This is a genomic window from Dictyobacter formicarum, from assembly GCF_016587435.1.
This window is the reverse complement of the sequence record NZ_BNJJ01000014.1, coordinates 60091-79471: the sequence shown is the minus strand read 5'-3', so window position 1 is coordinate 79471 and position 19381 is coordinate 60091. Positions and strand designations below refer to the sequence as shown.

The following is a 19381-nucleotide window of genomic DNA, read 5'->3' as shown; positions in this document are numbered from 1 at the left end:
CACATAGTAGTATAATGCATCATTTGTTGTTCTGTCAATGAAACAACAAATGATAGGTTCTCAAATGCCATCACACATACGGGCAACTGGACAAATATAGAGAAAGGCAGTATACTACAAGGCAAAAGGACAAGGCAAAAGGATAGCTTCATTTGTGCAGTGGGCAACTGTGCCCGGTTAGCGAGCTACATATTTCTGCCCAGGGAGCCAGAGAAACAGAATGTACGAATCGCCCAAACAGGAAACAACCGGTACAACTTCATCGTTCATCCACAGGCTTGGCGCTAAAATAGCATTGCTACCCACCAGAGGCTTCTTTCAACAACAGACACTGACGGCCATACCTGTGCGCACAACATATCCAGGGACAACGGGCAAAAGCATACTCCCTTATAGGGAGTCAGATTCCTGGTACACCATATGTATTGCCTGGATACGCTATCAAAGTATTCAAACACGCTGGGATATTGAACGACACGTCGCCAGACTGCTCCATCGCCGCTGGGGCAACACCAATAAAAGCAGATAAACTCAAAGGCCCAGGTAGATAACATATTCATCACCGCGCAACTATACTGCCCGGTTATTTCTGTTTGCGCTTGCGACGCGGGGAGGTAGTTTGATCCAGGCCCAGATCTCCAGTACGGCGGATATGCGGGCGCTTCACATTCTTGACCTCATCAGCCATATAGCCTGGATATTTGTGGGCGGTACGCATATGCTGGCGTAGCATTTTCTGTTCTTTAAATTCAATCGAGAGGCGACGATAGAGGTCTTCCCAGATATCCAGCACTTTGACACGGTCATGGGTAGAAATAATTCGTAAGCTCTGCTGGCCCATCTTTGCTCGCAACTCAGCATTGCCCAGCAGTGTATCAATCTGCGCAGCCATCTCATCACTATTTCCAGGCGTAAACAAGAAACCGTTAACCTCGTGGCGTACCAGCTCTGGTAGCGCATAGGAGTTGGCAGCAATCACCGGCAAGCCGCAGGCCATTGCCTCCATCGTCGCCAGACTTTGCAGATCGGCTTCCGAAGGAATCACAAATAATGACGCCGTACGTCGTAACGCCAGCAGGTCCGCGTCACGGACAAATCCCAGGAAGCTTACGCGGTCGCCAATGCGCAGCTGCTCCACTTGAGCGCGCAACTCGGCCTCGGCTGGCCCCGAACTGACCAGCCCTACATGGGCGTCTGTCTTCATTCTAGCCACCGCGTCCAATAAGACATTGACACGCTTCTCTTCACTCAGACGATTGACATGCAGGATCAAAGGTTTATCAGTGGGCAAACCAAATTGCTGCAAAATCTCAGGTTCAGGCTCGCCCGGCTGATACTTCTGCAGATCTATCCCATTGGAAATAGCGGCCGCCGGAGCCCGCAGGCCATGCTTATAGAGCAGGTTCAGGGCCGTTGCCGTCGGCGCAGTCACATATTCACAACGATTACAGAAATTGATCAGGTAAGAATAGGTAATATTGCTGAAATGCTTACCAAGAAAAGGGTCGGCACTGAGCGAGCGGCTCATATTAATGGGTAGATAGTGATTGGTAGTAATAACTGGCTTACGCAGCCCACCAGCCAGGAGTTGGGCGATATTGCCCAGCACAATCGGAGAGTGGATATGAATAATATCCGGATCACAACGCTTGATTAGATTGCGCACAGGCACAAATGGTAAAAATGGAATACGCAAATCTTTGTAGGTAGGCCATTCAAACGACGAGAAACGATAGACGCGTACCTTTTGTTCCATTCTGCGCACATCGCGTGCTCCATAGCTTGGAGCCACCACCCATACCTGGTGGCCTCGATTCGCGAAATCTGTCGCCAGACCGTGAGTCACAGTTGGAACACCTCCCACCATTGGAGGATATTGATCAGTCACAATCATGATACGCATATCTACCGCTCACTTCCCACAAGGAACGCTACTACACATAGTTATATTTATAGATATCTATTATTATGAATAGAGCGTGTTTCATTACCAGGGCCATCGGGATGAGATGGCCCGTCTCTTAGCATATCACAATCTCTAGCAGAAATAAAAAAATCCACCAAATGAGCCAGAGCCTCAAGTCTATCCACGTAACAAAAACAGGCGACCAGAGCTGGTCGCCTGTTTTTGTTACGTGGATCAGTATCGTTATTCCGCGGCTTCCTCGGTTTCGGCAGGAGCTGCAGCAGGAACCTCTTCAGCAACCTCAGCAGCCGGTACGACCTCAGGTACCTCAACACGTGGTGCTGATACCTTCACAATGGGCTCATCAGGATCAGTAACCAGTTTATAGCCGTTCGGCAATTTGACATCTTTAGCGTGCAAGGTCGAATCGATATCGGTCAGAGAGGCAATGTCTACATCCAGGCTCTCTACGATAGCCAGGGCAGTACACTCTACTGCCAGAGCATCAAGCAGATGGAGCAGCATACCACCCTGGATTTTGACACCAGGAGCAACACCAACAAAGTGCATTGGCACCTTTACCTCAAGGCGCTCGCGCAGGCTAACACGGGTGAAATCCACATGTAGCACTTCACCAGTAGGAGCATGCTGGACATGGCGGATCAGGGCCGTCTGCTCAGGAGCATCTGGCAAGCGCAAACTAATAATATTGCGCACAGCATGATGACGGCGTAGACGGTCGAAGATCACAGCATCAAGTTGAATTGGCATTGGCTCTTGCTTATGCCCATAGATATTAGCAGGAAGAATACCCGCGCGGCGTAAGCGCCTGGTTGCCTTTTTCATTACTGTTCGTGGTTGAACTTCTAAGACAGTTAGTTCTGCCATAATTAACTTCTTCCTCTTTCCGTTTTGATATATTCAAGTCCGGCCCCTGTAGAATGTGTCTGAAGCTCATCACATGGGATGTAGAGCGCCCCTTTCGGGCGGGCACATGCACGTATGTGCCTTTTGTATTGGTTGGTGCGAATGTGCGCTGTGCGCACATTCGCACCAACCAATACAAACATTTTAAGCGCCGAAGGCGCGTACCGTGTGGTTTTCAGACACTTTCCAGGACCAGGTCAGAATTTAAGCAGCTTTCCCAGGCTCTTACTATCACCCTTATTTTTAGGGATGATAGTATCATCTATCGACACAATTTCTGGGGAACTACTTCTTACTTCTTCTTACGTGAAAGAAGGCCATTAACGCTTCAAAATCAAACGTATTGAGTACATCTTCAGGACGCAACCATCCCTTGCGGGCTATCCCTATACCATATCGCATAACATCAATACCTGCAAGTGCATGGGCGTCTGGATTGACTGGAATCTTGATGCCCTTGTCCCGCGCCTTCCGTACATAGCGCCAATCCAGGTCCAGGCGTGAAGGATGAGCATTGATCTCAATACAGGTACCATGCTGCGCCGCCGCCTCGATCACCTGGTCCAGGTCGATAGGATAACCAGGACGACCGAGCAGAATGCGGCCAGTGGCATGGCCAATGATATCGACATAAGGATTAGCGATGGCGCGCAACATGCGCTGGGTCTGTTCTTCTTGTGAGAGGTTGAAATTGCTGTGGATAGAGGCGACTACAAAGTCCAGGCTAGCCAGAACATCGTCGGGAAAATCCAGTGAGCCGTCACGCAGGATATCGCACTCGGTGCCTTTCAAAATATGGAAGCGGCCAGCATATTCTTCATTAAGCTTATCGATCTCTTCTCCCTGGCGCTTTAAGTCGTCAGGACTCAAGCCACCGGCATAGGTAGCGGCGCGACTATGATCACTCATGCCCAGATAGCTATAGCCACGGGCAATACAGGCCTCGGCCATGTCGCGGATACTATTCTGTCCATCGCTCCAGGTTGAGTGTGCGTGCAGCACACCGCGCAGGTCACTATCTTGTGCCAGTTTGGGCAGAGAGTGGCGCGCCGCCGCCTCAATCTCCCCCATATCCTCACGCAACTCGGGCTCCACATAATCCATCTGCAACGCATGGTAGATATCGGTTTCATCCTTACAGGAGATCAGAGTTTCCTCACCATCCTCAACCTTAAACAGGCCATAGTCATTGATGGTCATGCTCATGCTCAAGGCACGGCGGCGCAAGGGAATATGGTGTTCGCGCGAGCCGGTGAAATGATGCAGGGTATAGGGAAACTGGCTATCTCCAACCAGTCGCAGGTCCATGGCGATGCCACTACTGAGAATGACGCTGGATTTGGTTTCACCTTTACCAGTGATAGCCTTTACCGAAGGCTGACTGGTGAAGAAATCCATAATCGCCTGCCGCACCTTGCTGTCCGCCTGATCATCGACGCTCAAGACCATATCGATATCTTTGACCGTCTCACGCCGGCGACGCAGACTGCCCGCGATCTGCAGGCGCACTACGCCGGGTTGCGCAGCCAGGGCCTCGCGAATCCTTTCCGCCTCCACCTCCGCCACATCATATAAATAACGGTCGGCATGCTGGCTCAAGAAGGAGAGGCCCTGCAGAATCTTCTCCTGCGTCTTCTTTCCAAAGCCCGGGATGCGCGCCACGCGATCATCTTTGCAGGCCTGCTCCAGCTCCGCCAGGCTATTAACATTCAACTGCTGATAAATTGTGTTGACGCGTTTGGGTCCCACGCCCGGGATGCGCCGCATATCCAGTTTGATCTGGGGAGTATTCGCCACCAATTCATCATAGAACGCGATATGGTCTGTCTCCACCGCTTCCTCAATACGCTTGATCATAGTTGAGCCCAGACCGGGCGTGCCTTTGAGCTTGCCATCCTTGATCAGCTGCTCGAGATTGCCTTCCAACGATCCAACCGCCCGAGCAGCATTCTCATAAGCACGGATCTCAAACACACTGCTACCTTCTTTTAAGGCCAGCAGCACCGCGATATCTTCCAGCAAACTGGCAACTTGATTTTTATCCATAAAAAACCTCTCAGGTGAGACGCAAATCAAAAAACTCTGGTGAGTGGGTCGACACTTCGAATGGATGCCGTCCCTTTAAGTCACGACTCAAATAGCGCTTACAATCAAAGTGGGTCAGCAGCCAGCAATGCATATCATGGGAAACAAAAACTGCATCCCATGGTTTTTCCTCACCCATATCGAGCACCTGATTACAGACAAAGCAACGCGCCATGCCCGCTGCAACGGCCCGCTCAAACCAGCTCAACACAAATTCATTCATATCATCCAGAGTCATCATCTCTAGCGACGACTCTGGATAACCAAAGAGCACCGGATCGGGACATTCCCGAAAGTCATCATTGGAGCGACTCAGGGCGACTAGCGGTGCGCGTACCGCTATTTTTATTTCATCGTGTTCGGGATCTTGCTCCGGCGAGAGCACGTTCGTCAGTAGTAAGCCCTCACGAGCAAACCAGGCCAATAATTCGTTTCGCATACTCTTATTCTATAACATTGGGCCGCTCAAGCCATATGGCTTCATTCAATCCCAACCGCAGGCCGGGATTGAAATGTTTTACAATAAAAGAACAGCTACATCGATGTTCTTCCTCATTAGCAAAGGTTTTCAAAAAATGCAAAAAATACAAAAAGATCTGCGACCAGGCCTCTGGCGCTTATTTTTCATCTGGACCAGTATTGGACTGCAATCGTTTGGCGGTGGAGCGACCACCAATCTCTTGATTCAACGCGAGTTTATTGAGAAGCGCCAGTGGATGACCATAGACGAATATACACACTACTGGAACTTATGTTTGTTTGCCCCAGGAATTAACCTCGTTGCTTTAACTATTCTAATTGGGAAGAAGCTAGGTGGAAATGCTGGTATTTTTGTCTCGTTATTGGGCTTACTCTTTCCGAGCGCAACTATCACCTGTCTGCTCGCCGCTGGCTTTAAACAGGTTGAACACATACACCTGGTACAGGCTATTTTACAGGGGGTGGTGCCAGCTACCGCGGGCATCATGCTACTGGTAGGCATTAACTTTGCCCAACCTCAATTACTACGTGCCTATAAGGAAGGCCCTCTCAATCTCATCCTCAGCGTGACTTTAATTGCGCTCTGTACGCTGGCAATCATCATCAAAGTCCCGGTCTTTATCGTGCTCTCCAGCACCGCATTGCTGGGCGTACTCTGCTTTACGCGTCCCCTATTCAAAAAGAAAGTTGAGGAACGCTAAATTGATAGATCCAATCAGTTATTTTCTTATTTTTCTCAAGGCCACCATCTTCTCATCCGGTGGCTTTAGCAACTTGCCCAGCCTGCACCAGGATCTCACCGCCAACCGCTGGGCGGTCGAAACCGACTTCGGCGAATCCCTCTCTATCGGACAAATCAGTCCAGGGCCCAATGGCTTGTGGGTCATCTGTCTGGGCTACCTGACCTATGGCTTCCTGGGAGCTTTTCTGGCCCTGGTAGCAATTACTATTCCACCGTTTTTCGTGCTGGTCGTCGCCAACATTTATGGTCGCATCGAACACCAACGCTGGGTACCCGGCCTGATGCGCGGCATCTCACTGGCCGTGGTAGGAACCTTTCTCACCGTCTTCTGGACCATCAGTAGTAGTTCGGGGACCGACTGGCGCAGCTGGTTGATCTGCGTCATCGCCTTTGGCCTTATCTACAGCCGGCGCGTCAATATTTTTCTGATCCTGTTACTGGCGGCCGGTGCTGGCTACCTGATCTATCACTAACGAACAACCATCAATCATCCCTTGAGTCCTGGCTCAAGGATCAAATACATTTCATTTAGGAACACAATGTCGTAGCTTGCGCCCCTCGCGGGCGCTTGCCCCACCGTTTGTGGGGCCCCGTATCCCAGCGTTGAGGTCCCTTCTTGCCCATCACCTCGGCTCACGCGATGCCCAAAAGGAACCTTCGCTTTTGGGCACCATGTCATGCCACAAGCGGCCGAACGACGAACGAGCATGCCGGGGGCATGATCATAACACAAGGCCGCCAATCGGGCGCAAGGCCCGAACCTACGGGCGGGCGGTAATCGGGGGCAAGCCCCGAACCTATTGTGTGTTCTTTTTTTCCAGCCATTTACGAATGCTATTCTCTTTGCCCTGCTTACCCGGTTCGTAAAAGCGACGCCCAACCAGGCTTTCCGGCAGATACTCCTGCAATCTACCGGAGGGAGGCCGTTCAGGATCTTCAATGTCCATATCTTTGTAGTAGTCGTGGGCATATTTATACTCTTTGCCATAGCCAAGCTGTTTCATCAAGCCAGTTGGAGCATTGCGAATCCACAGCGGCACGGGATCGTTGTGACCACCCATAATTTCGGCTCGAATCTGATTATAGGCATTATAGACGGCATTGCTCTTGGGAGCGGCGGCCAGGTAGACGATCGCCTCGGCCAGAATAACACCGGCTTCAGGCATGCCCACAAAATGTACCCCTTGCTGGGCCGCCACACAGATAGACAGGGCCTGCGGATCGGCCAGGCCAATATCTTCAGCCGCCATGCGCACCATGCGGCGCGCGATATATAACGGATCTTCGCCCGCTTCTAACATACGTATCAGCCAGTACAGACTGCCATCGGGATCGGAGCCGCGCACAGCCTTATGCAAGGCAGAAATCATATCATAATGCTGATCTCCACCTTTATCATATTGCAAAGCGCGATGCTGCATAGCATCCTCGATCATTTCAGTGGTGATCTCAACCGGCTCGCCCTCAACCACCGGCTTGCCCGTGCCCACCACCGCCAGCTCAAGCACATTGAGAGCCGTTCGCGCATCGCCACTGGCAAAAATCGCCACCTGGCGCAACACCGTCTTATCGACCGACACAAGCCAGTTCCCCAGGCCCCGCTCCTTATCGGCCAACGCCCCCCGTAGAATAGCAACAACTTGATCCTCGGTCAGGGCGCGCAGCACAAAGACGCGCGAGCGGGACAATAAAGCAGAATTCACCTCAAAGCTAGGATTCTCGGTCGTCGCGCCAATCAAGGTCACCACACCACGTTCGACGTGCGGCAAAATAGCATCCTGCTGCGACTTATTGAAGCGATGGATCTCATCAATAAACATAATGGTGCGCTGACCCATAAAGCGCTGTTTCTTCGCCTCTTCAGCGATTTTGCGCAGATCTGCCACGCCCGCTGAAACGGCGTTCAAACGAACAAAGAGGGCATGAGTCTGATGGGCAATTACCTCGGCCAGGGTCGTCTTACCACTTCCCGGCGGCCCCCATAAAATCATTGAAGAGACTTTATCGTTCTCAATGATGCGGCGCAACAACTTACCCGGGCCCAGCAGGTGCTCCTGACCCACTACCTCACCCAATGTGCGCGGACGCATGCGGGCCGCCAATGGCTCGCCGGGCGCCGGACTTCCACTATCAGATGGGGCCGCCATATTTTTTTTGTTGGGAGACGCTTTATCACCTGAATCGAAGAGAGATCCTTGAAATACCATATTTTTCGCTTTTCATGCAATTTCAAACATAGACGTTTTGCTCATAACAGTATCACATGTTTGCTGCTTTCTGGCAAGCCAGCAAAACCCAGGCGACACATGAGAGAAATAAGTGGAGATAGACACAAAAATAGAAGTAATTAAAGGTTGACCAGGACGATACCGGCAAAGATAACGAGAATACCCAGCCATTGGGTGAGCCGCAGACGTTCACGCAGGAAAAGCCAGGCCAATAAGACCGTGACCGCGCTGTAGAGGGAAGATAGCATCGTGACCAGCGAGACCTGGCCAGGCTGCATGCCGCTGGTATACGCGATATAAGCCAGCGTATCAAAAAAGCCCGCGCCCAGCAGAAGTAGCCAGATGTTGCCGCGTGGGAACGTTAAAGGTTGCTTCAATAATGGCGAACACACCAGAAGCACAAATGGTGTCACAATTCGAATAAACCAGACAGGTGTGATATTTCCCAGGCCAGGCGTAACCAGAAAGCCCAGCAGCCAGAAGGTCAACCCATATCCCAACGAAGCCAGCAGCGCCAGGAAAATACCTCGACTGGAAGCGCCACGCCAGGGCAAGGTCAGCAGGTATCTCTTTTTTCCACCAGTCGCAGTCGAGGGCGTTGAACATGCAATCACTCCAAACAAAACCAGCACGATAGCTAGATTTTGTAAGCCCGTCAACACCTCACCACTCAAAAAAGCCAGTATCACAGTTACAACGGCGTAGCTGGCGGCAATAGGTGAGATCAGAGACAGCGTTCCTACCTGGAACGCGCGATAGAGGGCCAGCGAACTGGCAATATTAAGCAGAGCAGCCAGCAAGGCCCATAGCCAGGGTTGCCAACTGGCATGCGCAAACACATGTTGGAGCTCACCAGTCAAAAGCAAATAAACAGTTAATCCAAAGATACCAATAAACTGCAAATAGCAAAGTGTTCGATAGGTGCCAATACGGTGCGTTGCATAGCGCGCGCAGAAATCGCCGAGCCCCCAGAAAATAGCTGCACTAATTCCATAAAAAATCCCCATAGATAATATTCTATCATTTATAGCTGTGCTTAGAAAGGGGAAAATCATTAAAGATGGAACATAGTGTCACAAAATATTGTTCTCATGCTTACATAATATATAAGCTGATAGAACCATGAATAATAAAGCTGACTATACCAAAACAAAAGAAGGAAGGTAAAAGCGATGGTACTTGACCTCAAGCAACCTAAAGATGCGCATGTTGATCAACGGCTACGGCAGGAACTGATGATCTGGCTAAATAGTGTTAAAGCCAACGGGCGCCCACACACGGCTCCCGTCTGGTTCTTATGGAATGGCACACAGGTCTTTATTTTCAGCCAGCCAGGTAAGCAAAAGGTTCGCAACATCCAGCGCAATCCTTATGTCACCCTGGCACTGGACACACGTGATGATGGCGGCGATATCGTCATCATTGAGGGTGAGGCCAGATTGGAGCAGCAACAGCTCGATGAGGCCACGCTCCAGGCCTATGCAAACAAGTATGCCGAGCAGATGAAATCCATGGGCTGGACATTTGAGAACATGAGCAAAGAGTATTCACAGCTCATCAGTGTCACGCCAACAAAATTCATCAGCTGGAACGATTAATCATGTAACGTAGAAACAAGGCAAGCCATCAAAAGAAACAAAAACACGACCCGTAGGTGCGCCCCTTGCGGGCGCTTGCTTGCTTTCCATTCGAAAACGCACCTACGGGTCATGCTTCTTATTGCTTTATTTTATAATTTTCGCCTAAATTCAAAATATTGTATTATTCCAATATTGGAATAATACAATATTGGAGGGTACATATTATAACTGCTCTTGGATATGCCTTACTGGCGCTGGTGGCTCGCCAGGCTGCTTCTGGCTATGATCTGTCCCAACGCCTCAAGCGACCGATTGGTTTCTTCTGGTCCGCGAATACCAGCCACATCTATAGCGAGCTGGCACGCCTGGAGGAGGCGGGGTTAATCACACATCAGTCAATCGAACAGGCTACACGCCCCACCAAGAAGCTCTTCAGCTTGACCGAGAGCGGGCGCGCCGCGTTGCGCGATTGGGTAACCACACCTATAGAGCCATCTCCTCCGCATGATGAGCTTGTGCTAAAAGCCTATGCTATCTGGTTGGCAGACCAAACCAAAGCCATCCAGTTATTTCGGCAACAGGAAGAGTATCACGTAGCGCGTCTGACCGAATACCAGCAGATTCTGGCACGCATTGAGCACGAACATGGAACTGAGATAAGCGTTACCCTGCCAGAGTTTGGCAATTATGCCACACTTCATGCCGGCGTCTACTCTGAACAGGCCTCGATTACCTGGTGTCGCTGGATGGTGGAGCAGTTTGAGCGCCACGCACGCCAGGCGCCAGAACAAGAAGCGTAACGTTATCGGCTCTTTTTATATTTATACAAGTACAGGGAGGTTCTTTTGTGCCATGAAGCAAGATGTTTCCTACCAAGATGTTTCCTACTATGCACAATCCAGCGAGAGGGCGCACATCGCATCCACGTTGTTTTCCAGGCGTCGCTTTTGTGCTCTGACGGCGACAGGTATGCTGGCAGCCGCCTGTCAACCTTTCGCGTCCACCAGCATACCCGCGACGCCTACGGCTCGGCCCGCACTTAAACCCATCACTGCTACCAACGCCAGCCATCTCAAACAGATAGGGATACTGGATAACCTGCGGGACAAGGTACGCGGCCTGTGCTGGTCGCCCGATGGTCAGCTGCTGGCTGTGGCACCGAGTGAGCAGCTTCAGATCTGGCATGGCACCACCATGAAGCAGGTTACAACGTTGCAAGGGGTGGCTGGCAGCATCAATGGGATGTCCTGGTCGCCCGATGGCTCATCACTGGCGGCGGTCGGTGATAAAGGAGTGGTTCAGATCTTGAATACGTCAAACTGGCGCACGCGCATGGTGCTCAGCTGGCAGACAACTTCGGCACATCCCCGAGCAGAACTGATGAGCGTGGCCTGGTCGCCTACTACCCATCAGCTGGTAGCAGGAAATGCCGATGGGGCGATCCTGATATGGGATACAGCAACTGGCAAGAATTCTGGCCTCTGGGAAGGTCCTGCTCAGCGCGCAAACTCAGCTGGACGCTATCCTTACGCCGTCTGGGGAATTGCCTGGTCGCCAAATGGACGCCACATTATCTCGAACCGCTATGATACCTATACATTTGTGTGGGATGCTCAAAGCGGAAAAATCGTCAAACAGCTACCACCCCAGGACCAGCCCAATGGCGTGGCTTACTCGCCCAATGGACAGCTTGTGGCCACATCTAATGATGCCGGAACTGTGCAGATCTGGGACCAGCAGGGCAAAAATATCCAGGTCCTGACCGGCCATACCGAGGCCAGCTGGGCTTATCCGGTTATGTGGTCGCCTGACAGCACACTACTGACCACTGCACGTGGCGAGGGCCTGATCCAGCTCTGGGAGGTGAAAAGTGGACACGAGCTGGTGTCCATCCAGGGACATAACTCAGGCGTGTATACTGGGGGCTGGTCATCTTCAGGCACCATCATCGCGACTGGTGGCGACGATGCGACAGTTCGCCTCTGGGGTGTAACCAGTTAGCAGCTCCGGCACAGACAAACATACTCCATCAAATCTTTGCAGTAAAAAAAGCAGCGCCGTTTTCCAGCTCACAGTTCCCCCAGCCTATACAAAGTTTGCAAAAAATAAACAGTAAAAACCTTGCGAAATTTTTAATGAATCTATACAAAATCTTGACGTTTCTCAGGTATTGTTGACCTATAGCAAGCAGTAACTTTTGTTGAGGCGATTAAATGGGAAAACAAATGCAAGGAAAGCGCTGGCTACTCGCTGGAGCAGCGGTAGCGGCCAGTACGATATGTTATACGATGACATATCATAGTTGGCGCCAAAAAGAGATCAGCCGTCTGGCCGCCGGTAGTACACTGATCGATACCAGGCTGGGGCCAATTGAATATAGCTTGAGTGGTACAGGACCGGTTATACTGATCGTGCATGGTTCACCGGGTGGCTATGACATGGGACAGGCGTTTGCCAGACTGTTTGGCCGGCCGCGTTTCTCTTACCTGGCCATCTCGCGTCCGGGCTATCTGCGAACACCGCTGGAATCAGCGCCTTCGCCCGAAGAGCAAGCGGACCTGTATGCGGCCCTGCTAGAGAAGCTCAATATCGAGCGGGTCAGTGTGCTGGGTATCTCCGGTGGTGGACCCTCAGCGATCCAGTTCGCGCTACGCCATCCGGAGCGTTGCAATAGCCTGGTGATGATTAGTGGAGTAACGCAACACTATTCGGAGCAAGAAATCTGGCAGAGCTATTCACCACTCAAGCGTATATTCAGGCAGATCTATAGTAAAATTGTCGCCTTTGATCCAGTGATCTACTTTATTCTGCCCTTCGCCGGTCTCCAACCAGCGGGTGCCGCAGCAATTGACCTGGTACGTACAGCTTTGCTCTATAACCAGAGGAAGCGCGGCTACGACAATGACATGGAGCAGTTTGAGCGCATCACACGCTATCCATTAAAGAACATCAATGTTCCAACGTTTGTTGTACACGGCACCAGCGATGACGAAGTGCTGTTTGCAGACGCGGAATTGCTGGCCAGCCAGGCCCCTCAGGCGCAGTTGCTGGTGATCCCCAATGGTAGCCATATGGCCTTCTATACGCATGCCAATATCGTCATGCCGGCCCTGGAGGAATTTCTCCGACGCACAATCGATGCGCAGGCCAGTCGCTGACACGCTTCGTTACAGAGTACTCACGGGATCAATGTCGATCTCCCATTGCGGGGCCTCGATGACGCGCAGGAGTCGATGCAGATCAGGCCCACGCACAATCATTTGCCAGTGATACTTGCCCCGCACACGTTCCATCATGGCCGGTGCCGGCCCCACAACATCCGTTTCTACTAAACCCAGGCGCGTAATCCATTGCTGCAAGCGATCATAAAGCAGCAGGGCCTCGTTCTGACAACGCTGGCGATTCTCATGACTATAAGTAAATTTCACAAAACGGCGGAAGGGTGGATATTGATAGCGGTAGCGTGCCTCGATCTCGACTCGATAAAATTCATGATAATCATGGTGAGAAGCCGTCTCAACGCAGAAGTGTTGTGGATTAAAGGTCTGTATAATCACCTGGCCGGCTTCGGCGCCGCGTCCTGCGCGGCCCGCGACCTGGGTCAACAGCGTAAAGGCACGCTCGGTCGTTGAATAGTCAGGCAGCCCCAGCGCAATATCCGCCGATACCACTCCCACCAGTGTCACGCCTGGCAGATCCAATCCCTTGGCAATCATCTGTGTTCCTATCAAAATATCAGCTTCCCGATTGGCAAAACGATCCAGTAGCTGCTCATGCGCTCGCCGATTGCGCGCCGTATCGCGATCCCAGCGCAACAGTCGCGCCTGCGGAAAGAGTCGCTGAATCGTCTCCTGTATCTTTTCGGTGCCCAGGCCAAAATAACGAATACCAGAACTCTTACACTGGGGACAAAACTGCAGCACCTTGCTCTGCAGTCCACAGTAGTGGCACAGTAAAATACGCTCGGTCGAGTGATAGGTCATGGGAATATCGCAGTACTCGCACATGACAGTATAGCCGCAATCGCGACAGAGCACACAGCTAGCGGCTCCACGGCGATTCAGGAACAAGATAGCCTGCTGCTTGTTCTCCAGCACCCGGGCCAGTCCCTCCTGCAAACGGCGGCTGATAATACTGGTATTGCCCGCATGCAGCTCGTTGCGCAGGTCCACTACCTCGACGGGGGGTAGAGTAGCATTAATGCGACCGGGCAACTCAACCAGGCGATAGTGCTCCTGTTCCGCCAGATAGAATGACTCAATAGCTGGCGTAGCGCTACCCATCACCACCGGGATATCCAGGATATTCCCCAGCATCAAAGCCACGTTACGGGCATGATAGGTAGGTCGGCGCTCAGCCTGCTTGTAAGCTGGCTCATGCTCCTCATCCAGGATAATGATGCCCAGATTGGGTAAGGGAGCAAAGAGGGCCGAGCGCGAACCGATCACCACGTCTACCTCGCCCGTGCGAATGCGCCGCCACTCGTCATAGCGCTCCCCTGTACTCAACTCGCTATGGATGATCGCAACGCGATCCGGGAAACGCGCCGCCACACGCAGTACAGCCTGCGTCGTCAAGGCAATTTCGGGCACCAGAATGATGCCCTGCTTACCTTGAGCAATCAAAGTCGCCAGCGCCTGCAGGTAGACCTCGGTCTTACCACTACCTGTGACGCCATGCAAAAGAATGGGCCGCAAATCGTACTCATCTCCAACGATACAATTCAGCGCATGCTGCTGATCGGGGGTAAGCGGCAACGGCTGGCTGGCTGGAGTATTCCTACCCTGCAGCGGATTGCGGCGCAGTTCGGTCTCTTCAATGGCCAGGATGTGTTCGTTCAGCAGCTGATTGAACTGGGCTTTCGTCATACCACTGGCCTTGCAAAGGGCATTGGGAGACCAGTGGGCGTTGGGATCGGTATTATGCATAAGGAGATCCACAGCCGCCAGCTGGTGCTGGGCCCAAAGGCTCTCTTTGTCGGTACGACTCAGGGTCAAGGTAGCAGTAGAGCTGACCGCCTCAGGAATAGCCCAGGGATTAGCGACCGCCTTGCGTCCTTTCCTGCCCGATGACTTTGGCTGCATGATATGGTCGGGAATGACGGGCACGGGCACTGGTAGAGCATTACGCCGGGCCAGTTCCTCAGTACGGGTGCGCCATTCCTGCAGCGCATCGCCGCGCGACACCAGGCGCACCACCCGCTTCACCCGGGCCTTAGCGCGTGGCGTATCAAGTTGAGAGTCCTGCGAGAAGAGGTCGCTCTCGCGCACCTCTTTTAAGACCGCCTTAGCCCGTTTTGGCCCCAATAATGCTTTCAGCCGCTCGACATCAATCGTTCCTTCGGTCAGCAGCAAGCCGATCAGAGCGCGCAATTGAAGAGAGCCACCCTGCAGAGCCGCATCGATAGCTTGCTCATCATGAGCAGCCAGGCGCAACACCGCTCGTGAACGCTGCATCAAACCAGGCGGAAGCATCATCTGCGCCACATACGCCAGCGGCGTCACATAGTAATCAGCAATCCACTGGGCCAGGGCCATCTGGTGTCCCTGCAAGGCAGGTTCAGCATCCAGAATAGTATGAATCGGGCGTAGCTCCTCACCCGGCTCAAGCTCCACCCATTCATCCTGGTTGGTAGTCCAGACAATGCCTTCAACCAGACGCTCCCCATATGGCACGGCAACCAGCTGGCCTACACGTAACTCCTCGCTAAGCTCTTCGGGAACCACATAGGTCAGCAAAGAGCGCTCACCCAACCAGCTGGCAGCCGATGTTAACACATCAGCAAGCATACGTTCTAACGCCTCTCAAATGCACGAGCCAGGGCATTCAATCCAAAATGCACCATCGTGGGACGACCATGACAGCAACTAAAAGGCGCTTTGGTCTGCTCCAATTGCTCAAGCATCTCACGCATCTCACTGACGGTCAAAAAGTAGTTCGCCTTGATAGCAGCTTTACAGGCCACATTGGCCAGGGCCCGCTCTTCCCAGGTCTCTGTATCGCCCAGGCTTTCTGCCGAGCTCAGTTCAATCAATAATTCATGCAGGGAGCGCGCGTTCATCTGCTTTACCAGCACGCCGGGGACCGCGCGCACCTCCAGGGTACCATCGCTGGCGCTGGCCAGCTTAAAACCAATCTGCTCCAACTGTGCCTGATGGTCCTCAATCGCCTCTAATTCATTGGGAGATAACCCCAGTTGGATCGGAGTCAACAACAGCTGCGAGATAGGCGTGCGCGCCTTCAAGGAGGTAACCATGCGCTCCAACAGGATACGCTCGTGGGCGGCATGCTGATCGATCAGGTACATGCCACCCTCGCCCTCGGTTACGATATAGCTTTGTGCTACCTGGCCTACGACACGCACCTTGGGAAAATGGCGGGTACCATGCGGATCCACCACATCAATAGCTGACTCCATAGGAGACGTCGAAGCGGCCAGCCTCGACACCTGCTGAGGTAGCGGCGCAGGCTGCACCGGCTCGAGAGCGGGCGTATTAACGGCCTCCGCCTGTGTGCCATTGCGCTGCAACCACAACTGCTCAATGGGCGATAACGCTGGAGCGGCGGCATCTGCGGCCTCCGCCACATTATCCTGCGGGACAGGCTCAATCGTGGCGGCGTCCGGCCGCTCTTCAGCGGCCGCGGGTTTGCGTGCCGCTGACCGACTGCCTGCCTCGGTAGTTGAACGCTCGGGAGAAGGAATATGACTCTGCCAGAGCCGCCCCAGCAGCGGAGGTCTGGATCCGCTCTCTTCTTCCGTTACCGTTATCCAGGGATTATCCGCCGGAAGCTGGCGCCGGGAGGCCGCGGTTGGAATAGGGGCTGGCTGCTGACCACCACCGGATTCATAGACCTCTCCGGTCTCCTCATCGATATCCAGAGCCAGCGACTCGACAGCCTCGCGCTCTTGCTGTATCGTGCGCGCTTCAAAAGAGCGCTGCGGCGCCAACTCTTCTTGTTTAGGGTCCCAGTGAGGCATCTCTGGCTCTTCCAATAAGGCCGCGCGCACCGCGCGCAAGATTGCAGCATAGACGCGGCGCTCTTTCAAAAAGCGAATCTCGGTCTTAGCTGGATGCACATTGACATCTAACACAGAGGGATCGATCTGAATGTTGATCACCGCGATAGGATGGCGGCCCGTCAAGAGTAGAGAATGGTACGCACCCTCTACCGCCGAGGTCAACATACGACTGAGAACCCAGCGCCGATTGACAAAGAAGGAGATATGCTGGCGATTACTCTTATAAGCGGTGGGACGACTGGTATAGCCAGTAATTACAGGATAGGCTGTATCCTCTGGTTGCTCATCACCCTGCACCTGGATCATCTGCTCAGCAATTTGTAGTCCGTATACCTCCACCAGCACGCTCGCCAGTTGCCCATCGCCCGGCGTCGCAAAGATCTGTCGCCCCTCGCTGAACACACTGAAACGTATCTCTGGATAGGCGAGCGCATATTGCTCCAATAAATGATGACAATGGCTAATCTCGGTATTGCGGCTCTTAATAAACTTCAGGCGGGCCGGAACCGCGCTAAATAGGTTGCGCACCGTAATCGTCGTGCCTTCAGGCGATGCCGCAGCCGTCACATCCGAAATTTGCCCGCTCTGGGCACTAATTTGCGCGCCTTGCTCTGCTCCGCGCGGACGACTCATCAAAGCCACCTCAGCAACGGCGGCGATACTGGCCAGGGCCTCACCGCGAAAACCAAGCGAGCTGATATGTTCCAGGTCATCAATATTAGATACTTTACTGGTAGCATGGCGTGCTAAGGCCAGGGGCAACTCCTCTGCCGGGATGCCACTCCCATTATCAGTGATGCGAATCAGTTGCAGGCCACCATGCGTCAAATCAACACGAATCTGTGTCGCACCAGCATCAATGCTATTTTCAATCAGTTCCTTTACAACCGAAGCTGGCCGCTCTACTACTTCTCCGGCAGCAATTTTGGCCGCCACATCAGGTGCCAGTTGTCGTATGGGCATATATAAACTCCACAAATCAGGCGGATGATGTTTCTCCACAAAAATAGATAAGAACGAGTGTTCATATGGCATTATAGCACAGAGATAACACCGCTAAGCTATTCCTTACAGATAACCGGGACTTTTTGAATTCTTCACAACAACCTCACAAAAACATCACAAACTACATCTTTCAGGCAGAAAATAGATATAAGAAAGCTAAAGACATGTATAATATACTTAATCAACTTTTTCACAGCACATAGAATAGTCATTCATATATGACTATATGCATATCAATATTAGAACATGTCTGAAAGCCAGAAGGTTCGCGCCTTCGGCCCCTGACGCTACGCGCCTTCGGCGCTCAAAAAATTTATTCAGACAACGGTGCAAAAAAGCACGCTCGGCGTGCTTTTTTGCACCGTTGTCTGAATAAAAAAAGTGCGGCCGCGTGCCTGTAAGGGGCGCCTGACTTCCCATGGTGATGGGCTTCAAGCACACTCTTATTAAATAAAACTAATATCTTCTTAATTGACTATAATAACATGGCTAATTATGCTTGGTATTACGTGTGGTTTTGAGCAGAGAAACGTAAGTATCGTAGTTGGCAAGCCAGAAGGAATAGATGGGTTATGAGGGGTGAAGATGTAGAAATTCCATCAGCGTTCTACACCAATGTGCTCAATGGCAGCAGTACTGTTCCCGAGAGCATTCGCTTTTGGACGCTTTCAAGTTTGATCATTCAACAGGCGCTAACGCACATGGACCCCCAACGCCAGGGTATGGCGCTACGCATCGTGCGCTGCATGCCACCGCAAGCCGATGGCAAAGTATATAGCCTGCTGGAGTGCTATGGACAGGGTTCATTCCCCTGGAAAAATAACCTGGAATCGCAAGCTGTCTTGCAGGGGGTGGAATCGCTGGCCGGACAGGCAGTAATCATGCACAAAGTAGTAGCTATCCATCCCTACGAGCCTGAGCAACCTGTTTACACAGTCAATGGCACGACAGGTTTACATAATGTCAGTGCCGCAGCATATCCTATTCAGCGTTCCAGTCATGTCGCTGGCTGCCTGACAATTTCAAGCTTGCAACCCGACTTCTTTACGGCGGCACGCCATACATTGGCCCAGCGCTATGCAGATCTGCTGGGCGTTGTCTTTCATAGCAGCGAATTCTATGAGGCGCATCGCATTTATCTGCATTTTATGCCTGCACCTGATGAACAAAGAAAGTACCTGGGCACCTTCAAGCAACGCGTCGCAGCGCTCTTGCTGGATGGGATGAAGCAAAAACAGCAGATCGACGCCCACCTGGCGGAATTACGCACCTGGCAACAATTCGAAACCGAGTTCCTGGCCATGACGGCGCCTGAAAATGAATATTGATGATATTTACATTAAGCATCTACACTGGACAATCCACACCTGCCCTGCTACCATAGCACAGAAGAAGCATATATGAAAG

General features: G+C 52.2%; 16 protein-coding genes. 8 read left to right on the top strand and 8 right to left on the bottom strand.

Annotation, left to right across the window (positions count from 1 at the left end):
* The first annotated feature begins 220 nt into the window (after positions 1–220).
* Positions 221–529 (top strand): hypothetical protein, encoded by a 309-nt coding sequence (locus JMI88_RS23530; RefSeq protein ID WP_201364411.1) that lies wholly within the window; start codon positions 221–223, stop codon positions 527–529.
* A 54-nt stretch (positions 530–583) separates the two neighbouring features.
* On the opposite strand, the gene JMI88_RS23525 is transcribed toward JMI88_RS23530, so the two are convergent.
* The 4 genes from JMI88_RS23525 to JMI88_RS23510 form a co-directional block, all read right to left on the bottom strand.
* On the bottom strand, positions 584–1903 hold the full coding sequence (locus JMI88_RS23525; protein WP_201364410.1) for a glycosyltransferase: 1320 nt from the start codon (positions 1901–1903) through the stop codon (positions 584–586).
* A 246-nt stretch (positions 1904–2149) separates the two neighbouring features.
* Positions 2150–2794 carry a 50S ribosomal protein L25 gene (locus JMI88_RS23520; protein ID WP_201364409.1) on the bottom strand — a complete coding sequence of 215 codons (645 nt, stop codon included), beginning with the start codon at positions 2792–2794 and terminating at the stop codon, positions 2150–2152.
* 324 nt (positions 2795–3118) lie between these two features.
* Positions 3119–4879, bottom strand: a complete 1761-nt coding sequence (gene polX, locus JMI88_RS23515) for a DNA polymerase/3'-5' exonuclease PolX (RefSeq protein WP_201364408.1) — start codon at positions 4877–4879, stop codon at positions 3119–3121.
* Positions 4880–4889: 10 nt separating this feature from the next.
* Positions 4890–5357, bottom strand: coding sequence for a hypothetical protein (locus tag JMI88_RS23510; RefSeq protein ID WP_201364407.1), 468 nt, complete (start codon positions 5355–5357; stop codon positions 4890–4892).
* Between the two features lie 136 nt (positions 5358–5493).
* On the opposite strand from JMI88_RS23510, the gene JMI88_RS23505 reads away from it, so the two are divergent.
* Together JMI88_RS23505 and JMI88_RS23500 are read left to right on the top strand one after the other, a co-directional pair.
* Positions 5494–6099 (top strand): chromate transporter, encoded by a 606-nt coding sequence (locus JMI88_RS23505; protein WP_201364406.1) that lies wholly within the window; start codon positions 5494–5496, stop codon positions 6097–6099.
* Position 6100: 1 nt separating this feature from the next.
* A complete protein-coding gene (locus tag JMI88_RS23500) occupies positions 6101–6613 on the top strand; it encodes a chromate transporter (RefSeq protein ID WP_201364405.1) in 513 nt (170 codons plus the stop codon).
* A 324-nt stretch (positions 6614–6937) separates the two neighbouring features.
* Here JMI88_RS23500 and JMI88_RS23495 read toward each other — a convergent pair whose 3' ends face one another.
* Together JMI88_RS23495 and JMI88_RS23490 are read right to left on the bottom strand one after the other, a co-directional pair.
* On the bottom strand, positions 6938–8287 hold the full coding sequence (locus JMI88_RS23495; RefSeq protein ID WP_373323966.1) for a replication-associated recombination protein A: 1350 nt from the start codon (positions 8285–8287) through the stop codon (positions 6938–6940).
* A 200-nt stretch (positions 8288–8487) separates the two neighbouring features.
* Positions 8488–9375, bottom strand: coding sequence for a DMT family transporter (locus JMI88_RS23490; protein WP_201364403.1), 888 nt, complete (start codon positions 9373–9375; stop codon positions 8488–8490).
* 165 nt (positions 9376–9540) lie between these two features.
* On the opposite strand from JMI88_RS23490, the gene JMI88_RS23485 reads away from it, so the two are divergent.
* The 4 genes from JMI88_RS23485 (at position 9541) to JMI88_RS23470 (ending at position 13106) form a co-directional block, all read left to right on the top strand.
* Complete coding sequence (locus JMI88_RS23485) at positions 9541–9966, top strand: TIGR03667 family PPOX class F420-dependent oxidoreductase (protein WP_201364402.1); 426 nt, start codon at positions 9541–9543, stop codon at positions 9964–9966.
* A gap of 239 nt (positions 9967–10205) precedes the next feature.
* The gene (locus JMI88_RS23480; protein ID WP_201364401.1) at positions 10206–10748 is read left to right on the top strand and encodes a PadR family transcriptional regulator; all 543 of its coding nucleotides are present in this window, start codon (positions 10206–10208) and stop codon (positions 10746–10748) included.
* A 52-nt stretch (positions 10749–10800) separates the two neighbouring features.
* Positions 10801–11949: a WD40 repeat domain-containing protein gene (locus tag JMI88_RS23475; RefSeq protein ID WP_201364400.1), complete on the top strand. Its 1149-nt coding sequence runs from the start codon at positions 10801–10803 to the stop codon at positions 11947–11949.
* A gap of 212 nt (positions 11950–12161) precedes the next feature.
* Positions 12162–13106, top strand: coding sequence for an alpha/beta fold hydrolase (locus JMI88_RS23470; protein ID WP_201364399.1), 945 nt, complete (start codon positions 12162–12164; stop codon positions 13104–13106).
* 9 nt (positions 13107–13115) lie between these two features.
* Here the strand turns inward: JMI88_RS23470 and priA are convergent, their stop codons facing one another.
* Positions 13116–15737 (bottom strand): primosomal protein N', encoded by a 2622-nt coding sequence (priA, locus tag JMI88_RS23465; protein ID WP_201364398.1) that lies wholly within the window; start codon positions 15735–15737, stop codon positions 13116–13118.
* A gap of 5 nt (positions 15738–15742) precedes the next feature.
* Complete coding sequence (gene mutL / locus JMI88_RS23460) at positions 15743–17932, bottom strand: DNA mismatch repair endonuclease MutL (protein ID WP_201364397.1); 2190 nt, start codon at positions 17930–17932, stop codon at positions 15743–15745.
* Positions 17933–18546: 614 nt separating this feature from the next.
* Between mutL and JMI88_RS23455 the strand changes: the two genes are divergently transcribed.
* On the top strand, positions 18547–19302 hold the full coding sequence (locus JMI88_RS23455) for a hypothetical protein (protein WP_201364396.1): 756 nt from the start codon (positions 18547–18549) through the stop codon (positions 19300–19302).
* Positions 19303–19381 lie beyond the last annotated feature (79 nt).